The sequence below is a fragment of the Bradyrhizobium erythrophlei genome (genome assembly GCF_042430365.1).
In the GTDB taxonomy this organism is placed as follows: domain Bacteria; phylum Pseudomonadota; class Alphaproteobacteria; order Rhizobiales; family Xanthobacteraceae; genus Bradyrhizobium; species Bradyrhizobium erythrophlei.
In genome coordinates this window covers 121,990-138,191 of the sequence record NZ_JBHMET010000144.1, presented here as the reverse complement: position 1 = coordinate 138,191, position 16,202 = coordinate 121,990, and the positions used below count along the sequence as shown (strand labels likewise).

15 protein-coding genes are annotated in these 16,202 nt (G+C 64.8%); 7 read left to right on the top strand and 8 right to left on the bottom strand.

The window, feature by feature from the left end:
- Positions 1–38 precede the first annotated feature (38 nt).
- Positions 39–299, bottom strand: coding sequence for a hypothetical protein (locus ACFFWD_RS22245; RefSeq protein WP_376968625.1), 261 nt, complete (start codon positions 297–299; stop codon positions 39–41).
- A 216-nt stretch (positions 300–515) separates the two neighbouring features.
- Here ACFFWD_RS22245 and ACFFWD_RS22240 point away from each other — a divergent pair, with 216 nt between their 5' ends.
- A complete protein-coding gene (locus ACFFWD_RS22240; RefSeq protein ID WP_376968624.1) occupies positions 516–725 on the top strand; it encodes a hypothetical protein in 210 nt (69 codons plus the stop codon).
- Positions 726–828: 103 nt separating this feature from the next.
- Here ACFFWD_RS22240 and ACFFWD_RS22235 read toward each other — a convergent pair whose 3' ends face one another.
- The 3 genes from ACFFWD_RS22235 to galE all read right to left on the bottom strand — a co-directional run bounded on the left by ACFFWD_RS22235 (position 829) and on the right by galE (position 4,489).
- Positions 829–1,530, bottom strand: a complete 702-nt coding sequence (locus ACFFWD_RS22235) for a fumarylacetoacetate hydrolase family protein (protein WP_376968623.1) — start codon at positions 1,528–1,530, stop codon at positions 829–831.
- A 36-nt stretch (positions 1,531–1,566) separates the two neighbouring features.
- Positions 1,567–3,378 carry an ABC transporter ATP-binding protein gene (locus tag ACFFWD_RS22230; protein WP_376968622.1) on the bottom strand — a complete coding sequence of 604 codons (1,812 nt, stop codon included), beginning with the start codon at positions 3,376–3,378 and terminating at the stop codon, positions 1,567–1,569.
- A gap of 97 nt (positions 3,379–3,475) precedes the next feature.
- Positions 3,476–4,489, bottom strand: coding sequence for a UDP-glucose 4-epimerase GalE (gene galE, locus ACFFWD_RS22225; RefSeq protein WP_376968621.1), 1,014 nt, complete (start codon positions 4,487–4,489; stop codon positions 3,476–3,478).
- A gap of 135 nt (positions 4,490–4,624) precedes the next feature.
- On the opposite strand from galE, the gene ACFFWD_RS22220 reads away from it, so the two are divergent.
- Positions 4,625–5,665 carry a glycosyltransferase family 4 protein gene (locus ACFFWD_RS22220; RefSeq protein ID WP_376968740.1) on the top strand — a complete coding sequence of 347 codons (1,041 nt, stop codon included), beginning with the start codon at positions 4,625–4,627 and terminating at the stop codon, positions 5,663–5,665.
- Here ACFFWD_RS22220 and ACFFWD_RS22215 read toward each other — a convergent pair.
- The gene (locus ACFFWD_RS22215) at positions 5,647–6,186 is read right to left on the bottom strand and encodes an HAD family hydrolase (RefSeq protein ID WP_376968620.1); all 540 of its coding nucleotides are present in this window, start codon (positions 6,184–6,186) and stop codon (positions 5,647–5,649) included. The genes ACFFWD_RS22220 and ACFFWD_RS22215 overlap by 19 nt on opposite strands.
- Positions 6,183–7,247 (bottom strand): lipopolysaccharide heptosyltransferase II, encoded by a 1,065-nt coding sequence (gene waaF / locus ACFFWD_RS22210; RefSeq protein ID WP_376968619.1) that lies wholly within the window; start codon positions 7,245–7,247, stop codon positions 6,183–6,185. Before waaF ends, ACFFWD_RS22215 begins: the two co-directional genes overlap by 4 nt.
- Before the next feature lie 135 nt (positions 7,248–7,382).
- Here waaF and rfaD point away from each other — a divergent pair, with 135 nt between their 5' ends.
- From rfaD to ACFFWD_RS22190, 4 genes are all read left to right on the top strand, one after another.
- Positions 7,383–8,363: an ADP-glyceromanno-heptose 6-epimerase gene (rfaD, locus tag ACFFWD_RS22205; RefSeq protein WP_376968618.1), complete on the top strand. Its 981-nt coding sequence runs from the start codon at positions 7,383–7,385 to the stop codon at positions 8,361–8,363.
- Between the two features lie 7 nt (positions 8,364–8,370).
- Positions 8,371–9,843 (top strand): D-glycero-beta-D-manno-heptose-7-phosphate kinase, encoded by a 1,473-nt coding sequence (rfaE1, locus tag ACFFWD_RS22200; protein ID WP_376968617.1) that lies wholly within the window; start codon positions 8,371–8,373, stop codon positions 9,841–9,843.
- Between the two features lie 62 nt (positions 9,844–9,905).
- A complete protein-coding gene (locus ACFFWD_RS22195; RefSeq protein ID WP_376968739.1) occupies positions 9,906–11,126 on the top strand; it encodes an O-antigen ligase family protein in 1,221 nt (406 codons plus the stop codon).
- Between the two features lie 85 nt (positions 11,127–11,211).
- A complete protein-coding gene (locus tag ACFFWD_RS22190) occupies positions 11,212–13,122 on the top strand; it encodes an SDR family NAD(P)-dependent oxidoreductase (RefSeq protein ID WP_376968616.1) in 1,911 nt (636 codons plus the stop codon).
- Positions 13,123–13,147: 25 nt separating this feature from the next.
- Here the strand turns inward: ACFFWD_RS22190 and ACFFWD_RS22185 are convergent, their stop codons facing one another.
- Entirely contained in the window at positions 13,148–13,900 is a 753-nt protein-coding gene (locus ACFFWD_RS22185; RefSeq protein ID WP_376968615.1) for a glycosyltransferase family 2 protein, read from the bottom strand.
- Between the two features lie 89 nt (positions 13,901–13,989).
- Entirely contained in the window at positions 13,990–14,973 is a 984-nt protein-coding gene (locus tag ACFFWD_RS22180; protein WP_376968614.1) for a lysylphosphatidylglycerol synthase transmembrane domain-containing protein, read from the bottom strand.
- Positions 14,974–15,323: 350 nt separating this feature from the next.
- On the opposite strand from ACFFWD_RS22180, the gene ACFFWD_RS22175 reads away from it, so the two are divergent.
- A partial coding sequence (locus tag ACFFWD_RS22175; protein WP_376968613.1) for a mannose-1-phosphate guanylyltransferase occupies positions 15,324–16,202 on the top strand: 879 nt, incomplete at its 3' end.

Sequence of the window (16,202 nt, the reverse complement as noted above, 5' to 3'; positions counted from 1 at the left end):
GGGCGGCGGTCTCGCAGCTCTCGTCAAACCATGGAGCCTTAGCAGCCCCGGCAGATGCCTCGGATCTTTCGATCGACGATCGCGTCCTCCGGATCGATGATCTGCTGGGACCGCGATGTCGATGCGGGAAGATCGGCGGTACGCGGCTGGCGATGGCCGACCGGTGCCGACCAGGGCCTGGTCATGGTTTCGTTTGACGCATATTCGTGCTGTTCTTGCACCGTCGCGCGTGCAAGCGCCGGCGTTGCCGCTGCCGCCAACAGGATTGCAGCCAGGCCAAGTCGTCTCGGGATCATCATCGAAGCCTCCGCGCGGCATTCACCGCGTTTGAGCGCGCCCCCGTTCGATGGACTCGCGTCCAGGCAGTGATATTCCCGCGCTCTGCGCTCTCGCCCGCGGATCACATGCGGGCGACATGCGCTCGCGCAGCCGTGATGAAATAGTTGCGAACGTCCACCGCACTTGGTTCCAGAAGCCGCGCTTGCGCGGGCTTCGACCATCGTGTGGAGGAAACCATGACCAAACTGACCATCGTGGCGGCTGCGCTGATCGCGGCAGCCGCATTTACAACCGAGGCCTCGGCCGCCCGCAATGGCGCGCCACGGCATACCCAGGCTGCGACGACGGCCAATACGGACGGCAATTGCGTACGGGCGCCGAACGTTGGCTCGTTCGCCTCGGTGCCATATACCGTGCCGCCCTGCATGCCCAACACCGCGCGTTGACGGTACGAAAAGGTCGGCCTGGCGGAGTATTTGGCCGAGGGATTCCACAGTAAAAAGCCCCGGACGCGACGTCCGGGGCTTGGCACCATCCGCGATGGCGAGCCTATTCCGGCTTGCCGATCGCCACTTTGAGCGTGCCGACGCCGTCGACGCCGCATTCGATCTTGTCGCCGGGCTGCAGCTGGGACACGCCGGCCGGCGTTCCCGTCATGATGATGTCGCCGGCGGCGAGCTTCACCTGCTGGGAGAGCTGCCAGATGATCTCAGGCACGCTCCAGATCAATTCGGTGAGGTCGCCCTTCTGGGCTTCCTTGCCGTTGACGGTGAGCCAGATTCTGCCCTGCGAAGGATGGCCGATCTTTGAGGCTGGCTCGATCGCGGAGCAGGGCGCGGAATAGTCGAACGACTTGCCGACTTCCCACGGCCGCTCCTTCTTGCGCGAGGCGAGCTGCAGGTCGCGGCGGGTCATGTCGATGCCGACCGCGTAGCCGTAGACATGCTCGAGCGCCTTGTCGGCGGGAATGTTCAACCCGCCGCTCTTCATCGCGACGACCAGCTCGACCTCGTGATGCAGGTCCTTGGTCAGCGGCGGGTAGGGGATGGTGGCGCCGTCCGCCACCAGCATGTCGGCATGCTTGGCGAAGAAGAACGGCGGGGCGCGCTCGTCATTGCCCATCTCCCTGATATGCTCGAGATAGTTGCGGCCGACGCACCAGATGCGGCGCACCGGATAGGTGCCGGACTCTCCGACGACGGGGAGCGAGGGCTGCGGTGGAAGCGGGATGACGTAGGTGGCGGCGTTCATGAGAGGGTCTCGCTGCTCTTTTGGGGTGAACTGATGCTAGGCGGTGGCGCTGATCGGCGCCAGCGCAAGCGGCGTCGCGTCGTGGTGGTGTTGCAGGCGGAAGAACGAGGCGTAACGGCCGCCGCGGCGCAGCAGCTCCTCGTGCCGCCCGCGCTCGACGATCTCGCCGCCCTCGACCACCAGGATCGCATCGGCGTGCATGATGGTGTGCAGGCGGTGCGCGATCACGATCGTGGTGCGGTTCTGGCAGAGATGTTCGATGGCTTCCTGCACCTGCCGCTCGGATTCGGAATCGAGCGCGGCGGTGGCCTCGTCGAGCAGGATGATCGGCGCGTTCTTGATCAGCGCGCGGGCGACCGCGATGCGCTGGCGCTGGCCGCCGGAGAGCTGGGTGCCGTGCTCGCCGACCGGGGTGTCGTAGCCGAGCGGGAAGCCCATGATGAAGTCGTGCGCGCAGGCGGCCTTCGCGGCATCGACGATCTCCTCATCGGTGGCGCCTTGCTTGCCGAAGGCGATGTTGTTGCGGATCGTATCGCGGAACAGGTAGACGTCCTGGCCGACATAGGCGGTCTGCTCGCGCAGCGATTTGCGCGACACCGCCGAGATCGACTGTCCGTCGATCAGGATCTCTCCCTCGCGCGTCTCGTAGAAGCGCAACAGCAAGGCCAGCACCGTCGACTTGCCGCCGCCGGAGGGGCCGACCAGCGCGGTCACCTTGCCGGGCTCGGCTGTGAAGCTCATGCGGTTCAGCACCGGCTCGCCGGCGCGATAGGCGAAGGAGACGTCGCGCAGCTCGATCCGCGCCTCGGAGAGCTTCAGCGCCGGTTTGTCGTCGTCGGAATGCTCACTGGCCGGACTGTCGACGACCTCCAGCAGCATCCGCGCGCCGACCAGCTGGCTGTTGAGGTCGATATTAAGACGCGCCAGGCGCTTGGCCGGCTCGGTCGCCATCAGGAAGGCGGTCATGAAGGAGAAGAACTGGCCGGGGGTGGCGCCGAGTGCGACCACGCTGTAGCCGCCATAGAGCAGGCAGCCGGCCACCGCAAAGCCGCCGAGCATCTCCATCAGCGGATTGGAGCGGCTGGCGACGCGCGCCATCTTGTTGGCGTTGCGCTCGACCGTCGAGATGTGCTCGTCGATCCGGCGCTGCATGGTGCCTTCCAGCGTGAACGCTTTCACGGTGCGGATGCCCTGCAGCGATTCCTGCATGGTCTCCAGGATGTCGGCGGTGCCGGTGAACTGGTTGTAGGCGAGCCCCTTGATCCGCTTCACGAGCTTGCGCAGCACCAGCATCGCCGGCGGCACCGCCACGAGGCCGAGCAGCGACATCAGCGGGTCCTGCCACACCATCACGCCGAGCATGGCGATCAGCATCAGGAAATCGCGCCCGATCGCGTTGACCAGCATGTTGAGCACGTCGGTGATCGACTTGGCACCGGCGGTGAGCCGCGCAAGGAATTCCGACGAGTGCCGTTCGGAGAAGAACCCGATGCTCTCGCTCATCAGCTTGGAGAACAATTGCCGCTGGTTGGTCGCGAGGATGGCGTTGGAGATCTTGTTGAGGATCACCATGTGGCCGTAGGTCGCCACGCCCTTGATGAACAGCAGCACCACCGTGATGCCGGAAAACATGGCGATGCCGGACACGTTCTTGTCGACATAAGCCTGGTTGATCACCTGGCCGAGGACATAGGTCGCCGCTGCCGTGGCGCCGGCCGCGACCGCCATCAGCGCGAACGCCGTCAGATAGCGCCGCCAATAAATGATCCCCTGTTCCATGACCAGGCGGCGAATCAGGATCGCCGCGCCATAGGGATCGTCGGTGATTTTTCTTGGAAACTGGGCCATCCGCGTTCCATTGACGGCGGCTCAGCCGGCCGTCAGGGTTGCGGAGACTCCTTGCCTGCTTGTCAGGCCTTTTTCAAGTCCAATAACGGCTTGATTTTTAGGCCGATTCTGCGTGCGCGGGGAGGCCGCCGCGCTCCCGGAACAGCTTCTCCTCCCAGGCCAGCGCATGGGTCGCGATGGTCTCGAGATCATCATAGCGCGGGGTCCAGTCCAGCGCCGAGCGGATGCGGGTGGTGTCGGCGACCATGGTCATGATGTCGCCGGGCCGGCGTGCGGCATAGGACACGGCGAAGTTGCGCATCGAGACGCGGCGCACGGCTTCGATCGTCTCCAGCACCGAATAGCCGCGGCCATAACCGCAGTTCAGCGTCACCGACTGGCCGCCGGCGCGCAAATAGGACAATGCCGAACGATGGGCCTCGACGAGGTCGCTGACATGGATGAAGTCCCTGACGCAGCTGCCGTCCGGCGTTGGATAGTCGGTGCCGAACACGTCGATCTTGGCGCGCTGGCCGGTCGCGGCCTCGACCGCGATCTTGAGCAGATGCGTGGCGCCGATGGTGGCGAGCCCGACGCGGCCTTGCGGGTCGGCGCCGGCGACGTTGAAATAGCGCAGCACGACATAGCTCATGCCGTGCGCGGTGGCTGTGTCATGCAGCATGATCTCCGTCATCAGCTTCGAGGTGCCGTAGGGCGACAGCGGCCGGGTCGGCGCGATCTCCGGCACCGGCACCTGGTCCGGATTGCCATAGACCGCCGCGGTCGACGAGAAGATGAAGCGGTTGACGCCGCTCTTCACCGCCGCATTCAGCAGGCTGCGCGTCGTCATCGTGTTGTTGCGGTAATAGCCGAGCGGATCGCGCATCGAATCCGGAACCACGACCGAGCCCGCGAAATGGAGGATGCTCTCGACATTGTGCTGGGCGAGCACGCCCTCGACGAGATTCTCGTCGCCGGCATCGCCGATGAACAGGGGCACGCTCTCGGGCAGGAAGGCGGAGAAGCCTGTGGACAAATTGTCGATCACGACGACGCTCTCGCCGGCATCGACCAGCGCGTGAACCATGTGACTTCCGATATAGCCGGCGCCGCCGGTCACAAGCACGGTCATGGGTGCAGCTCTCCCGTTTTCTTATCCGCCGATGCTAGCGGGCTCGCGGTGAAGAGGGGGTTTCGTGGCGCGCGAACTGGCCACTATGCTTAATGTTGCGTATAGGAATGGCGCGAAACGGAGACCTGCGTGCCGATCGAGAACAAACCTGCCGGCGAGCTGCAACTGATCGTGCCGAATCTGCACAGACGCTACTCCGGCGTCACCGCGACCAACCGCATGGTGTCGCCGAAGCTCGCCAGGATGTTCCGCGCGGCATGGTTCGGCTCGCATCGGCCCGACGGCGTCGCGGGCCTCCGATTTGTCGATCTGCTGCGATTGTGGCGGCGCAGCACGCCGCTGATCTGGCACGCGCGACGCAACGACGAGATGATCGCCGGGCTCCTGCTGCGCGCGCTCGGTTGGCCGCTCAAGCTGCTGTTCACCTCGGCCGCGCAACGCCATCACACCTGGCTCACGCGCTGGCTGATCCGCAGGATGGATGCGATCATCGCGACCAGCGCGCTGTCGGCGTCGTATCTGCAGCGCGAGGCAACCGTGGTGATGCATGGCGTCGACACGGAGCGCTACGCGCCGCCGCAGAATCGCGCTGCGGCGTTCGCCGAAGCCAACCTGCCGGGCCGCTATGCGATCGGATGTTTTGGCCGCGTGCGCGCGCAGAAGGGCAGCGACGTGTTCGTCGACGCGATGTGCAGGTTGCTGCCACGCTATCCGGATTTCACCGCGGTCATCGTTGGCGCCGTCGTGCCCGAGCAGCAGGCGTTCGCCAATGACCTGACGCGACGCATCGCGGCGGCCGGCCTGCAGTCGCGCATTATCATCACCGGCGAGCTCGACATCGAGGAGGTCGTGTGCTGGTACCGGCGGCTGACGATCTACGCCTTCACCTCGCGCAACGAGGGGTTTGGGCTGACCCTGATCGAGGCGATGTCGGCAGGTGCAGCGCTGGTCGCCGCGCGCGCAGGCGCAGCCGAATTCGTGGTCGATGATGGCGTCACCGGCGTGCTGACGCCGCCCGGCGACGTCGATGCACTGGTCGCGGCGCTGGAGCCGTTGATGCGCGATGTTGCCGCGGCGCAAGCGATGGGTGCGCGGGCGCGAGCGCGGGTCGTGGACAAATTCAGCCTCGATGCGGAAGCGAACGCGATTGCCGCGGTCTATCGCACGCTGCTCTGAGCGATCACCTCGGCCACGAAGGCATCGAGATCGCCTCCCGGAAACAGGAAGCCGCGCAGGCCGGCCGCCTGCGCCGCGCCGATGTCGCTGTCGCGGTCGCCGATGACGAAGCTGCCGTCGTGCTGAACCGGCCAGTGCGACATCAGGTCGAGAATCATGCCCGGCGCCGGCTTCCGCCAGGGATGATCCTCCAGATAGCCGGCCACCGTGCCGGCCGGATGATGCGGGCAATAGCGGAAATCATCGACGCGCGCGTGCTGCGCGAGGAGCTCACTGCGCATCCAGTCGTGGAGCGTCCTGACATCGAGCTCGCTGTAATAGCCGCGAGCGACGCCGGACTGGTTGGTGATCAGGAAGACGAAATAGCCTGCATCATTGAGGCGCCTGATCGCGCGCGCCGCATTCGGCATCCAGCGGATACGGTCGCTGGTGCCGACATAGCCGTCGTCGTAATTGACGACGCCGTCGCGATCGAGGAACGCGGCGGGGCGCGCTACGGCGGGGCGTTGCGCGTTGCTCATGTCGCCTGCGCGTCCCGAAGCACGCGCTCGGCAATGTCGGCGACCTCGGTCGCCGAAATGTCGCGCATGCAACGATGATCGTTCATCCTGCACACGGTGCGCTGACAGGGCTGGCACGACAGCTTGCCTTTGGTCTGCTGCACCGTCGCCGCAAGCCCGTTGAGTGGGGCCCAGAGATAGGGGCTGGTCGGGCCGAATATCCCCATGGTCGGCGTTCCGATCGCGGCCGCGATGTGCATTAGCCCGGAGTCGTTGGAGATCGCGACGCTGGCCGCCGCCATCGCAAGGATGCCGTTGCGCAGGTCAGTGCCGGTGAGGTCGCGGACACGGCCGCCGCCGACGGTCGTGATCTCCTGCGCCAGCCCCTTTTCGCCAGGGCCCCCGATCACCCAGACGTCGAATCCGCGCTCCGCCAGCAGCCGGGCAGCCTGTGGATAATAGGTCCAGCGCTTGGATTCGCCGACCGAGCCTGGCCCGAGCGCGATCGCTGGGCCGGCGCCGAGGCCGTTGGCGTGCCGCCAGCGCGCGACCTCGTCCGCGGGAACCCGAAGCTGCGGCACCGGCCATTCCGGCGGCAACGGCGCGCCGTCGGGCAGCGCGAGCGCGGCGTTCTTGTCGATAAAGCGCGGCAGCTTTTTCTCGCCCCAGCGTATGGCGTTGATCAGGCCGAACCGGGCCTCGCCGAAGAAGCCAACCCGCTCGGGGATGCCGGCCAGTGCCGGCGCAATGGCGGCCTTCCAGGTGCGTGGCAAGACCAGGGCGGTGGCGTAGTTCCGGGAGCGGAACTCGGCCGCCAGCGCCCATTGCTGGCCTGGCACCAGCCGCCTGCGCGGCAGATCCCAGACGATCCCGCTGCGGACCCCCGGCATATAGTCGACCAAGGGGGCACACTGCCGGGTGACCAGCAGGTCGACCGGTCGGTTCGGCCAGCGCTTCCGCAGCACCCGGACGACGGTATGGCCACGGACGAAATCACCGATCCACATATAGGGGATGATCAGAATCGGGCGAATGTCCGCCGCATCCTGCGTTTCAATCCCAAATATTGAATCTTTATTCATATCTAAAGGGGTGCCGGACCGGATCAATTGCGGGCTGTCGGTAACCGGTTCGAGCCGGGAGGTAAAGCGCCGTTGCCTGTGGCGCCGGAGTGGGGCAAAGCTGGCCCCGGATTTGGATCAGGGCAGGATTGCGTAATGTTGCTGGTAACCGGGGGCGCCGGTTTTATCGGATCGAACGTCGTGGCCGCGTTGAACGACGCCGGGCGGAGCGACGTCGTGGTCTGCGATATCCTCGGCCACGACGGCAAATGGCGGAACCTGGCCAAGCGGCAGTTAGCCGATTTCGTGCCGCCGGCCGAATTGATGGGCTGGCTCCAAGGCCGTCGGCTGGATGCCATCATCCATCTCGGCGCGATCTCGTCGACCACCGCGACCGACGGCGATCTCGTCATGGAAGCCAATTTCAAGACGCCGCTGCGGCTGCTTGACTGGTGCACAGCCTCCGCAACCCCTTTGATCTACGCCTCGTCGGCCGCGACCTACGGCGATGGCGAGCAGGGCTTTGATGATGACGGCTCGGTCGAAGCGCTGAAGCAGTTACGGCCGATGAACCTCTACGGCTGGAGCAAGAACCTGTTCGACCTGCTCGTCGCAGACCGGCGCGCACGTGGCGAGAAGCTACCGCCGCAATGTGTCGGGCTGAAATTCTTCAACGTGTTCGGCCCGAACGAATATCACAAGGGCACGATGATGAGCGTGCTGGCGCGCCGTTTCCACGACATCAAGTCAGGCCGCGTCGTGCAGCTGTTCAAGTCGCATCGCGAGGGGATTGCCGATGGCGACCAGCGCCGCGACTTCATCTATGTCGACGACGTCGTGCGGGTCGTGATGTGGTTGCTTGCGACGCCTGAGGTCAGCGGGCTGTTCAATGTTGGAACCGGCACGGCGCGCAGCTTCAAGGATCTGATTGTCTCGGCCTACAACGCGCTCGGCCTGAAGCCGAACATCCAGTATGTCGACATGCCCGAGCAGATTCGCGGCAGCTACCAGTACTTTACCCAGAGCGAGGTCGATCGGTTGAGGCATGCCGGCTATAACGGCGGCTTCACCGCGCTGGAAGACGCGGTCGACGCCTATGTGACGGGCTTCCTCAACCGCACCGATCGCTATCGCTGAGCCGCAGATGTTCGATTTTGAAGTCCTCTCGCATGCGATCTCCGGCCAGACCGTGCTCTGCGTCGGCGACCTCATGCTCGACGAGTTCGTTTATGGTGAGGTGTCGCGGATCTCGCCGGAGGCGCCGGCGCCGGTGATCGCGGTCCGGCGCAGCGAGACCAATATCGGCGGCGCCGGCAACGTCGCGCGCAATATCGCTTCGCTTGGCGGGCGCTGCATCTTCGTAGGCCTGGTCGGTGACGACGATGCGGGCAGGGCGCTGGCTGCGGCGCTCGCCAAGGAGAGTGGCATCGAGAGCGTGCTGGTGCGCGATTCCGCGCGCCCTACCACGCGCAAGGTCCGTTTCGTGTCGGAGCACTTTTCGACGCACATGCTGCGCTCCGACTGGGAGCTCGCCGCGCCGGCCGCGCCCGCGATCGAGCAGCAGCTGATCGACGCGATCCTGCCGCAGCTTGCGCGCGCCGACATCGTGCTGTTGTCCGATTATGCTAAGGGCGTGCTCACTGCGCGGGTGATCCGCAATGTGATCGATGCCGCGCGCAACGCGGGCAAGCGCGTGATCGTCGATCCGAAGAGCGCCAACCTCGCGATCTATCGCGGTGCCACCGTGCTGACGCCGAACCGCAAGGAATTTGCGGAAGCAACCCGCAGCCGCGCCGACACGCAAGAGAGCATCGCGCAGGCCGCACCGGATGCGATGTATCTCGCCGATTGCGAGGCGATGCTGGTAACGCAGGGCGAGCACGGCATGACGCTGGTGACGCGCGCTGGCCAATCGGTCCATGTCCCCGCGTTGCCGGTCAAGGTGCGTGACGTGTCCGGCGCCGGTGACACCGTTGCCGCGATGCTGGCGCTCTCGCTTGCAAGTGGCGCCGATTGGGAGGCCGCGTTGCGGATGGCGTGCGCCGCGGCCGCCGTCGCGGTCGGCAAGACCGGTACCGCCCTCGTCACCCCGGAGGAGCTGCGGCGCAAGATCCTGCCGCATGCCTCGCTCGCCGCCGAGGACAAGATCGTCGCCGCCGGCGGCGACATCGACGCGCATCTCGCCGAATGGCGCGCCCAGGACCTGCGCATCGGCTTCACCAATGGCTGCTTCGACATCCTGCATCCAGGGCACGTCAAGGTGTTGACCGCGGCGCGCCGCGCCTGCGACCGTCTCGTGGTCGGCCTCAACAGCGACGCCTCGGTCAGGCGCCTGAAAGGCGAGGGGCGCCCAGTGCAGGATACGCGGGCGCGCGCTGAGGTGCTGGCGGCGCTCGAAGCCGTCGACCTCGTCGCGATCTTCGAGGAGGATACACCGATCAATCTGATCACCCGGGTGCGCCCGAGCGTGCTGGTCAAGGGCGGCGACTACACCCGCGAACAGGTGGTCGGCCACGAGATCGTGGAAGCCGCCGGCGGCGAGGTGCTGCTGATCGACATCCTGCCCGGTCACAGCACGACATCTCTGGTCGATCGAGCGCGCGGAGGTAAGGCGTGAGCACGAGTGTGGCATCAGCAACCGCAGTGGCATTGCCGGCCTGGCGCGATCCGGCGCGCTGGATGACGACGGCCGATATCGTCGCGGTCCTGCTCGCGCTGTCGCTGCCATGGTCGACCTCGGCGGTTGGTATCCTCGGCGCGGTGTTCTTCGTGGTCGTGGTGCCGACACTCGATTTCGCGGATTTCGTGCGATCGCTGAAGCGGCCGATCTCGGCGTTGCCGATCGCGCTGTTCCTGTTGGCGTTGGTCGGAACGCTTTGGTCGGACGCGCCCTGGGCTGCGCGGAGCTATGCGCTGACCCCGGCGGTCAAGCTCCTGGTGCTGCCGTTCCTGTTCTATCATTTCGAGCGGTCGACCCGCGGCATGTGGGTGTTTACGGCGTTCCTCGTGTCCTGTGCGCTGTTGATGGCGATCTCCTGGCTGGTGCTGCTGTATCCGGGTCTCTCGCTGAAGCAGGCGAGCGGCATTGAGCGCGGCATCTTCGTCAAGAACTACATCAACCAGAGCCAGGAATTCACGTTGTGCGCAGTCGCGCTGGCCTATCCGATCGTCATGCTGCTGCGGGAAAGGCGGACCGCACTGGCGCTGGTGCTGACCGCGATCGCCCTGAGCTTGTTCGCCAATATGGCCTTCGTGGTGGTGTCGCGGACGGCGCTCGTCACCGTCCCGATCATGTTCGCGGTGTTCGCGCTGCTGCATTTGCGCTGGCGCAGCATCGCGCTGATCCTGTGCGCGAGCGCAGTGCTCGGCGTCGCGGCGTGGTACAGCTCGCCGCAGTTGCGACATACCGCCGAGACCTTCAGCCGCGACTACCAGCTCTACAAGGAGCGCAACACCCCGACGTCGATCGGCCTGCGGCTTGAATTCTGGCGGAAGTCGCTCGGCTTTTTTGCTGAGGCACCGGTGATCGGCCACGGGACCGGGGCGACACGCGGCCTGTTCGAGCGCGTGGCGACGCACGATGAGTCGGCCTCGAGCGAGGTCATCGGAAATCCACACAATCAGACGCTGAACGTCGCCGTGCAGTGGGGTATCGTCGGCGTCGTCGCGCTGTACGCGATGTGGATCCTGCACCTACTGCTGTTCCGCGGTGACGGCCTGGTCAGCTGGATCGGCCTTCTGGTCGTGGTGCAGAACATCTTCACCTCGCTGTTTAACTCGCATATCTTCGATTTCCACGAAGGCTGGATGTACGTGCTGGGCGTCGGGGTGGCCGGCGGCATGGCCCTGAAAATGCGATCCGCTGCGGGCGGGGAACCTGAACCTTCCGCCCGGCCATGAACGCTGGCATGCGCGCGACAGATGCGCTATCAGCCTTGCAACGTTTCGTCGCAAAACCCCGAGTTGCCGATACTCTTCCCGCCATATGACGCGTCTTTCACAATTCACCCTGCGCAACTTCCTGATCGTGACCCATGACGCGCTCGCGACGGCGTTTGCCTTGCTGGCGAGCTTCTATCTGCGCTTCGAGGGCGGACTTCTCACTGAACGGCTGCCGCTGTTGCTGAGTATCCTGCCCTGGTTCGTGCTGTTCAGCGTGATCGTCTGCTATCTGTTCAACCTGACCACGGCGAAGTGGCGCTTCACGTCGTTGCCGGATGCGCTCAACATCCTGCGCGTGTCGGCAGTGCTGACGCTTACTCTCGTCGTGCTCGACTATACCTTCATCTTCATCGCACCGGCCTCTCACTTCCACGTTCTGTTCGGTCGCGTCACAATCGTCCTCTTCTTCTTCCTCGAAGGCTTTGCACTGAGCGCGCTGCGCCTGGGCTATCGTTACTTCCGCTATTCGCGCACGCGCCATCACGCCCGCACCGACAACGCCGCGCCCGCGCTCCTGGTCGGCCGCACCGCCGACGCGGAGGTCGTATTGCGCGGAATCGAGAACGGCGCCATCAAGCGGCTTTGGCCGGTCGGCGTGCTGTCGCCGTCGGCCGCCGACCGCGGCCAGATGATTCGCAGCATCCCGGTCGTTGGCGGGGTCGATGACATCGAGGCCGTGATTCGCGACTTCGAGGCCCGCGAGCGGCCGATCAAGCGCGTGGTCATGACGCCGTCGGCCTTCGAGCCGGACGCGCATCCGGACAGCGTGCTGATGCGCGCGAAGCGGCTTGGGGTGATGGTCAGCCGGCTGCCGTCGTTGGAAAGCGGCGACGCGCCGCGCCTCACCAACGTCGCGGTCGAGGATCTCTTGCTGCGTCCAAGCGAAAAGATCGACTATGCGCGGCTCGAGACATTGGTGAAGGGCAAGTCCGTCATCGTGACCGGCGGCGGCGGCTCGATCGGCGCGGAAATCTGTGACCGCGCCGCTACCTTCGGCGCGGCGCGGCTGCTGGTGATCGAAAACTCGGAGCCGGCGCTCTATGCGGTGACCGAAGCACTCTCCGTCCGCGACACCGGCGCAGAAATCGAAGGCCGCATCGCCGACATCCGCGATCGCGAGCGTATCACGCGGCTGATGAAGGAGTTCAAGCCGGATATCGTGTTCCATGCGGCGGCGCTCAAGCACGTGCCGATCCTGGAACGCGACTGGAGCGAGGGCGTCAAGACCAACATCTTCGGCTCCGTGAATGTCGCCGACGCCGCGCTCGCTGCCGGTGCAAGCGCCATGGTGATGATCTCGACCGACAAGGCGATCGAGCCGGTGTCGATGCTGGGCCTGACCAAACGCTTTGCCGAAATGTATTGTCAGGCGCTTGATCACGATTTGATGGCACAGGCGAGCGGCAAGCCGCACATGCGTCTGATCTCGGTGCGGTTCGGCAATGTGCTGGCGTCCAACGGCTCCGTGGTGCCGAAGTTCAAGGCCCAGATCGAGGCCGGCGGCCCGATCACGGTGACCCATCCCGATATGGTCCGCTATTTCATGACGATCCGTGAGGCGTGCGACCTCGTGATCACGGCGGCGACGCATGCGATGACGCCGGCACGGCCCGACGTTTCGGTCTACGTGCTCAACATGGGACAGCCGGTCAAGATCGTGGACCTCGCTGAGCGGATGATCCGCCTGTCCGGCCTGCAGCCGGGCGTCGACATAGAGATCGTATTCAGCGGCATGCGCCCCGGCGAGCGGCTGAACGAAATTCTATTCGCGAGCGAAGAACCGACGATCGAGATCGGAGTAGCAGGCATCATGGCGGCGAAGCCCAACCAGCCGCCAATGTCGATGCTGCGCACGTGGCTTTCCACGCTCGATGGTGCCGTCGTCAGTAACGACCGCGCCATCATCATGAATGTGTTGAGAAATGCGGTTCCTGAGTTCGGCAGTGTCGAATGACAGCGTCCGCATCCGTAAGGTTCGGCTAGGTTCGCAGCAAGCGCATCTGAAAGATACGCCGGACAAAGCGCAGAAAAAACGCTGCGTCGATCGGAGGCGCGTTCAGGTGAACGCGGCGTGAGCGCAGGCACTCCAGATTTCCTCGGATCGTCACGCCGAGTCCGCTAGTGCTGATTCCCCCCATTTGAAAGTCGGCAATAACGCGCGGCAGGTAACATACCCTGAAATCGTTCAGCGCCATCGCCCGCAGCATATAGTCGTAGTCGGCGGTGGTCTTGTAGCTGAGATCATAGTCGCCAACCTTTCGGACTACGTCGCCGCGCACGTAGAACGTCGGGTGCGGTGGAACCCAACCGAGCTGAAACGAGTAGCGTCTGAAGGTTCCGCCGCGCCATGCGCGGACGAGGCGCTTGGTGCGATGATCGGTGACCATGTTGAGGTCGCCATAGACAATGTCCGCGTCCTGGAGACCGGCAGCAATGTCGGCAAGCGCCGTCGAATCGTGAAAAGTGTCGTCCGAGTTCAGAAAGCCGACTACGTCGCCCTCGAACAGGCGCAACCCCTTGTTCATGGCATCGTAGACGCCGGCATCCTTTTCGGAGAGCACGCGGATCGCATCGGACCGGAAGGACTCGACAATCTTGAGCGTTCCGTCAGCGGATGCCCCGTCGATGATCAGCATCTCTTTCTCGTGATGGTTTTGTGCGAGAAAGGATTCGATGGTGAAGCCGATCGTTGCCTCGGAATTGTAGCTGGCTGTTACGACGCTGATCTTCATCCTAATCTCGTAACGTAGTGCATGCTTGCCGAACGGGACTGCATCGAAGCCAGGTTATCTATTTTCCCGTTGAGGCCAATGGCAGAAGGCTAGTCGCTGGAGTTTGGCACGGTATCGGTCGGTCGCCAGCTTGGATCGCCCTTTCCAAGGGCTTTCTCCGGGCTCAGTATCCATACCAGACCACCGAAGGCACCGACAAGAAACGACACTGCGCCGAACAAGAGCGAAACGTTAACGCCCTCATTCGCGATCAATCCGGCGTATCCGAAGGCCAATCCCATGGTGGCCTCGCGGACCCCCCAGCCGGCGATCGAGATCGGCATCATCGTGATCAGCATCACTGGCGGCAGGAGCTGGAACACCTGACCGAATGTCGCCGGGGCCGCGATCGATTGCACCACGCACCAGCAGATCACGACGGTCACGACGTGAATCAAAATGGAGAGCACTGCGACCTTCGGCCCGTGGTCGCGGCTGAACAGCACCCGGTTGGCGATCACGGCGCAGGCGTGCACATGGTGTGTTGCCCACCAGCGCTTCAGCCAGGGCCATGGCAGGATGCCGATCAGCAGGAAGCCCAATCCGGCCACGAGCGCGGCGAGATCCAGCAGGAGAAGCGCTGAGCGTCCGTTCGGATCGGAGATCAGTTGATAGCTCCACGGCAGGGTCGCGAAGATCAGGATCGCCAGTGCGATCAGGCCGATTGCCCGATCGACGAAGATCGAGTAGGTCGCCGCGCGCCAGCCGGCGCCGCTGCGCGCGACCAGCCAGAGCCGCACTGCGTCGCCGCCGATCGAGGAGGGCAGCGTCTGGTTGAAAAAGGTCCCGATCACGTTGAAGCGCATCGCCTGCCTTGTGTCGAGCGGCGCGCCGCACTCGGCGCTGATCTCACGCCATCGCAAGACCCCAAGAAATATCTGCAGGAAGGTGACCGCGATCGCGAGCCCGAGCCAGCCCAGGCTGCCGACTTGGATGCGCGAGGCGAGATCGTAGAGATCGACCTTGCGCAAGGAGAAATAGAGCAGCGCGGCCGAGATCAGTATCTTGAGGGTAGAAAGCAGGATTCGGCGCATCTCGCCCGCGCTTGCCAAGTGCAGAATGTGTCAAAAACAGCGCAAAACGTCTTCGCGCGCCGAAATTCGCCGCCTTGGTATGGTTTCCGCACCGATCTTGCAATAGCCGTGCGGTCGACTGTTGCGCCACGCTGAATGGGGCGGCTAAAGAGCCGGAACGGGGACTGCCAACCGCGCGCCAGGGTTTACAATGAGGGCAAAATCCGCCCGGAAGCCCGGATTCGCGTGATAGTGGTGAGTGGCACCGCTCCCGGGGTCGGCTCTTTGGGCTGATATCGGGACGGTTGAACACGATGGCGTCGCGCAATTTTGATGTGCCAGCCACGGGCATGACAGGACGTGAGGCATCGATGGACCAACGAATAATCCCCCTGATCATGTGCGGCGGCGCGGGCACGCGGCTGTGGCCGGCCTCGCGCGAGGTGCATCCGAAGCAGTTCCTGTCGCTGTTCGGGGCGCGCTCGACGTTCCAGGAGACGGTGCTGCGGGTTGCGGATGCGAGCCTGTTCGCGCGCCCGATCGTGATCACCAACGAGGCCTACCGCTTCATGGTGCTGGAGCAGCTCGCGGAAATCGGCCGCGAGGCCGACGTGCTGCTCGAGCCGATGCGGCGCGATTCAGGGCCGGCGATCGCGGCCGGTGCGGCATTTGCCGAAGCGCGCGACAAGGACGCGATCGTGCTGGCGCTCGCCGCCGACCACCTGGTGCGCGACACCAAGGCGTTCGTGGCCGGCTGCCGCGCGGGGCTGGTCGCGGCCGAGATGGGCCGCATCGTGACCTTCGGGGTCCGGCCGGAACGGCCCGCCACCGAATATGGCTACATCAATCCGGGCGAGGTGGTCGCCGGCGAGGTGCGGGCGGTCGCCAAGTTCGTCGAGAAGCCGGATGCGGCGACCGCGGCCGGCTATATCGATGCCGGCTACCTCTGGAACAGCGGCAACTTCATGTTCCGCGCCGCGGTGCTGCTCGACGAGTATCGCAATGTCGACGCGGCGAGCGTCGCCTTGGTTGCGGACTCCGTCGCGACCGCCGCGCGCGATCTCGGCTTCGTCAAGCTCGATGCGGCGGCCTTCGCTGCGGCGAAGGCGATCTCGATCGACTATGCGGTGATGGAGAAGACCGCGCATGCGGCGGTGGTGCCGGTGGCGTGCGGCTGGTCGGACATCGGCTCATGGCGCCAGGTCTGGGAGCTCTCCGAGAAGGACAGCCAGGGCAATGCGGCGCGGGGC

Bases quoted from the DNA above. Each gene is read 5' to 3' on its own strand.
- rfaD (WP_376968618.1), top strand. From the start codon at position 7,383: ATGTTGCTGGTAACCGGGGGCGCCGGTTTTATCGGATCGAACGTCGTG.
- ACFFWD_RS22190 (WP_376968616.1), top strand. From the start codon at position 11,212: ATGACGCGTCTTTCACAATTCACCCTGCGCAACTTCCTGATCGTGACC.
- waaF (WP_376968619.1), bottom strand. From the start codon at position 7,247: ATGAATAAAGATTCAATATTTGGGATTGAAACGCAGGATGCGGCGGAC.
- ACFFWD_RS22180 (WP_376968614.1), bottom strand. From the start codon at position 14,973: ATGCGCCGAATCCTGCTTTCTACCCTCAAGATACTGATCTCGGCCGCG.
- ACFFWD_RS22235 (WP_376968623.1), bottom strand. From the start codon at position 1,530: ATGAACGCCGCCACCTACGTCATCCCGCTTCCACCGCAGCCCTCGCTC.
- galE (WP_376968621.1), bottom strand. From the start codon at position 4,489: ATGACCGTGCTTGTGACCGGCGGCGCCGGCTATATCGGAAGTCACATG.
- ACFFWD_RS22240 (WP_376968624.1), top strand. From the start codon at position 516: ATGACCAAACTGACCATCGTGGCGGCTGCGCTGATCGCGGCAGCCGCA.
- ACFFWD_RS22245 (WP_376968625.1), bottom strand. From the start codon at position 299: ATGATGATCCCGAGACGACTTGGCCTGGCTGCAATCCTGTTGGCGGCA.
- ACFFWD_RS22215 (WP_376968620.1), bottom strand. From the start codon at position 6,186: ATGAGCAACGCGCAACGCCCCGCCGTAGCGCGCCCCGCCGCGTTCCTC.
- rfaE1 (WP_376968617.1), top strand. From the start codon at position 8,371: ATGTTCGATTTTGAAGTCCTCTCGCATGCGATCTCCGGCCAGACCGTG.
- ACFFWD_RS22185 (WP_376968615.1), bottom strand. From the start codon at position 13,900: ATGAAGATCAGCGTCGTAACAGCCAGCTACAATTCCGAGGCAACGATC.
- ACFFWD_RS22195 (WP_376968739.1), top strand. From the start codon at position 9,906: ATGACGACGGCCGATATCGTCGCGGTCCTGCTCGCGCTGTCGCTGCCA.
- ACFFWD_RS22230 (WP_376968622.1), bottom strand. From the start codon at position 3,378: ATGGCCCAGTTTCCAAGAAAAATCACCGACGATCCCTATGGCGCGGCG.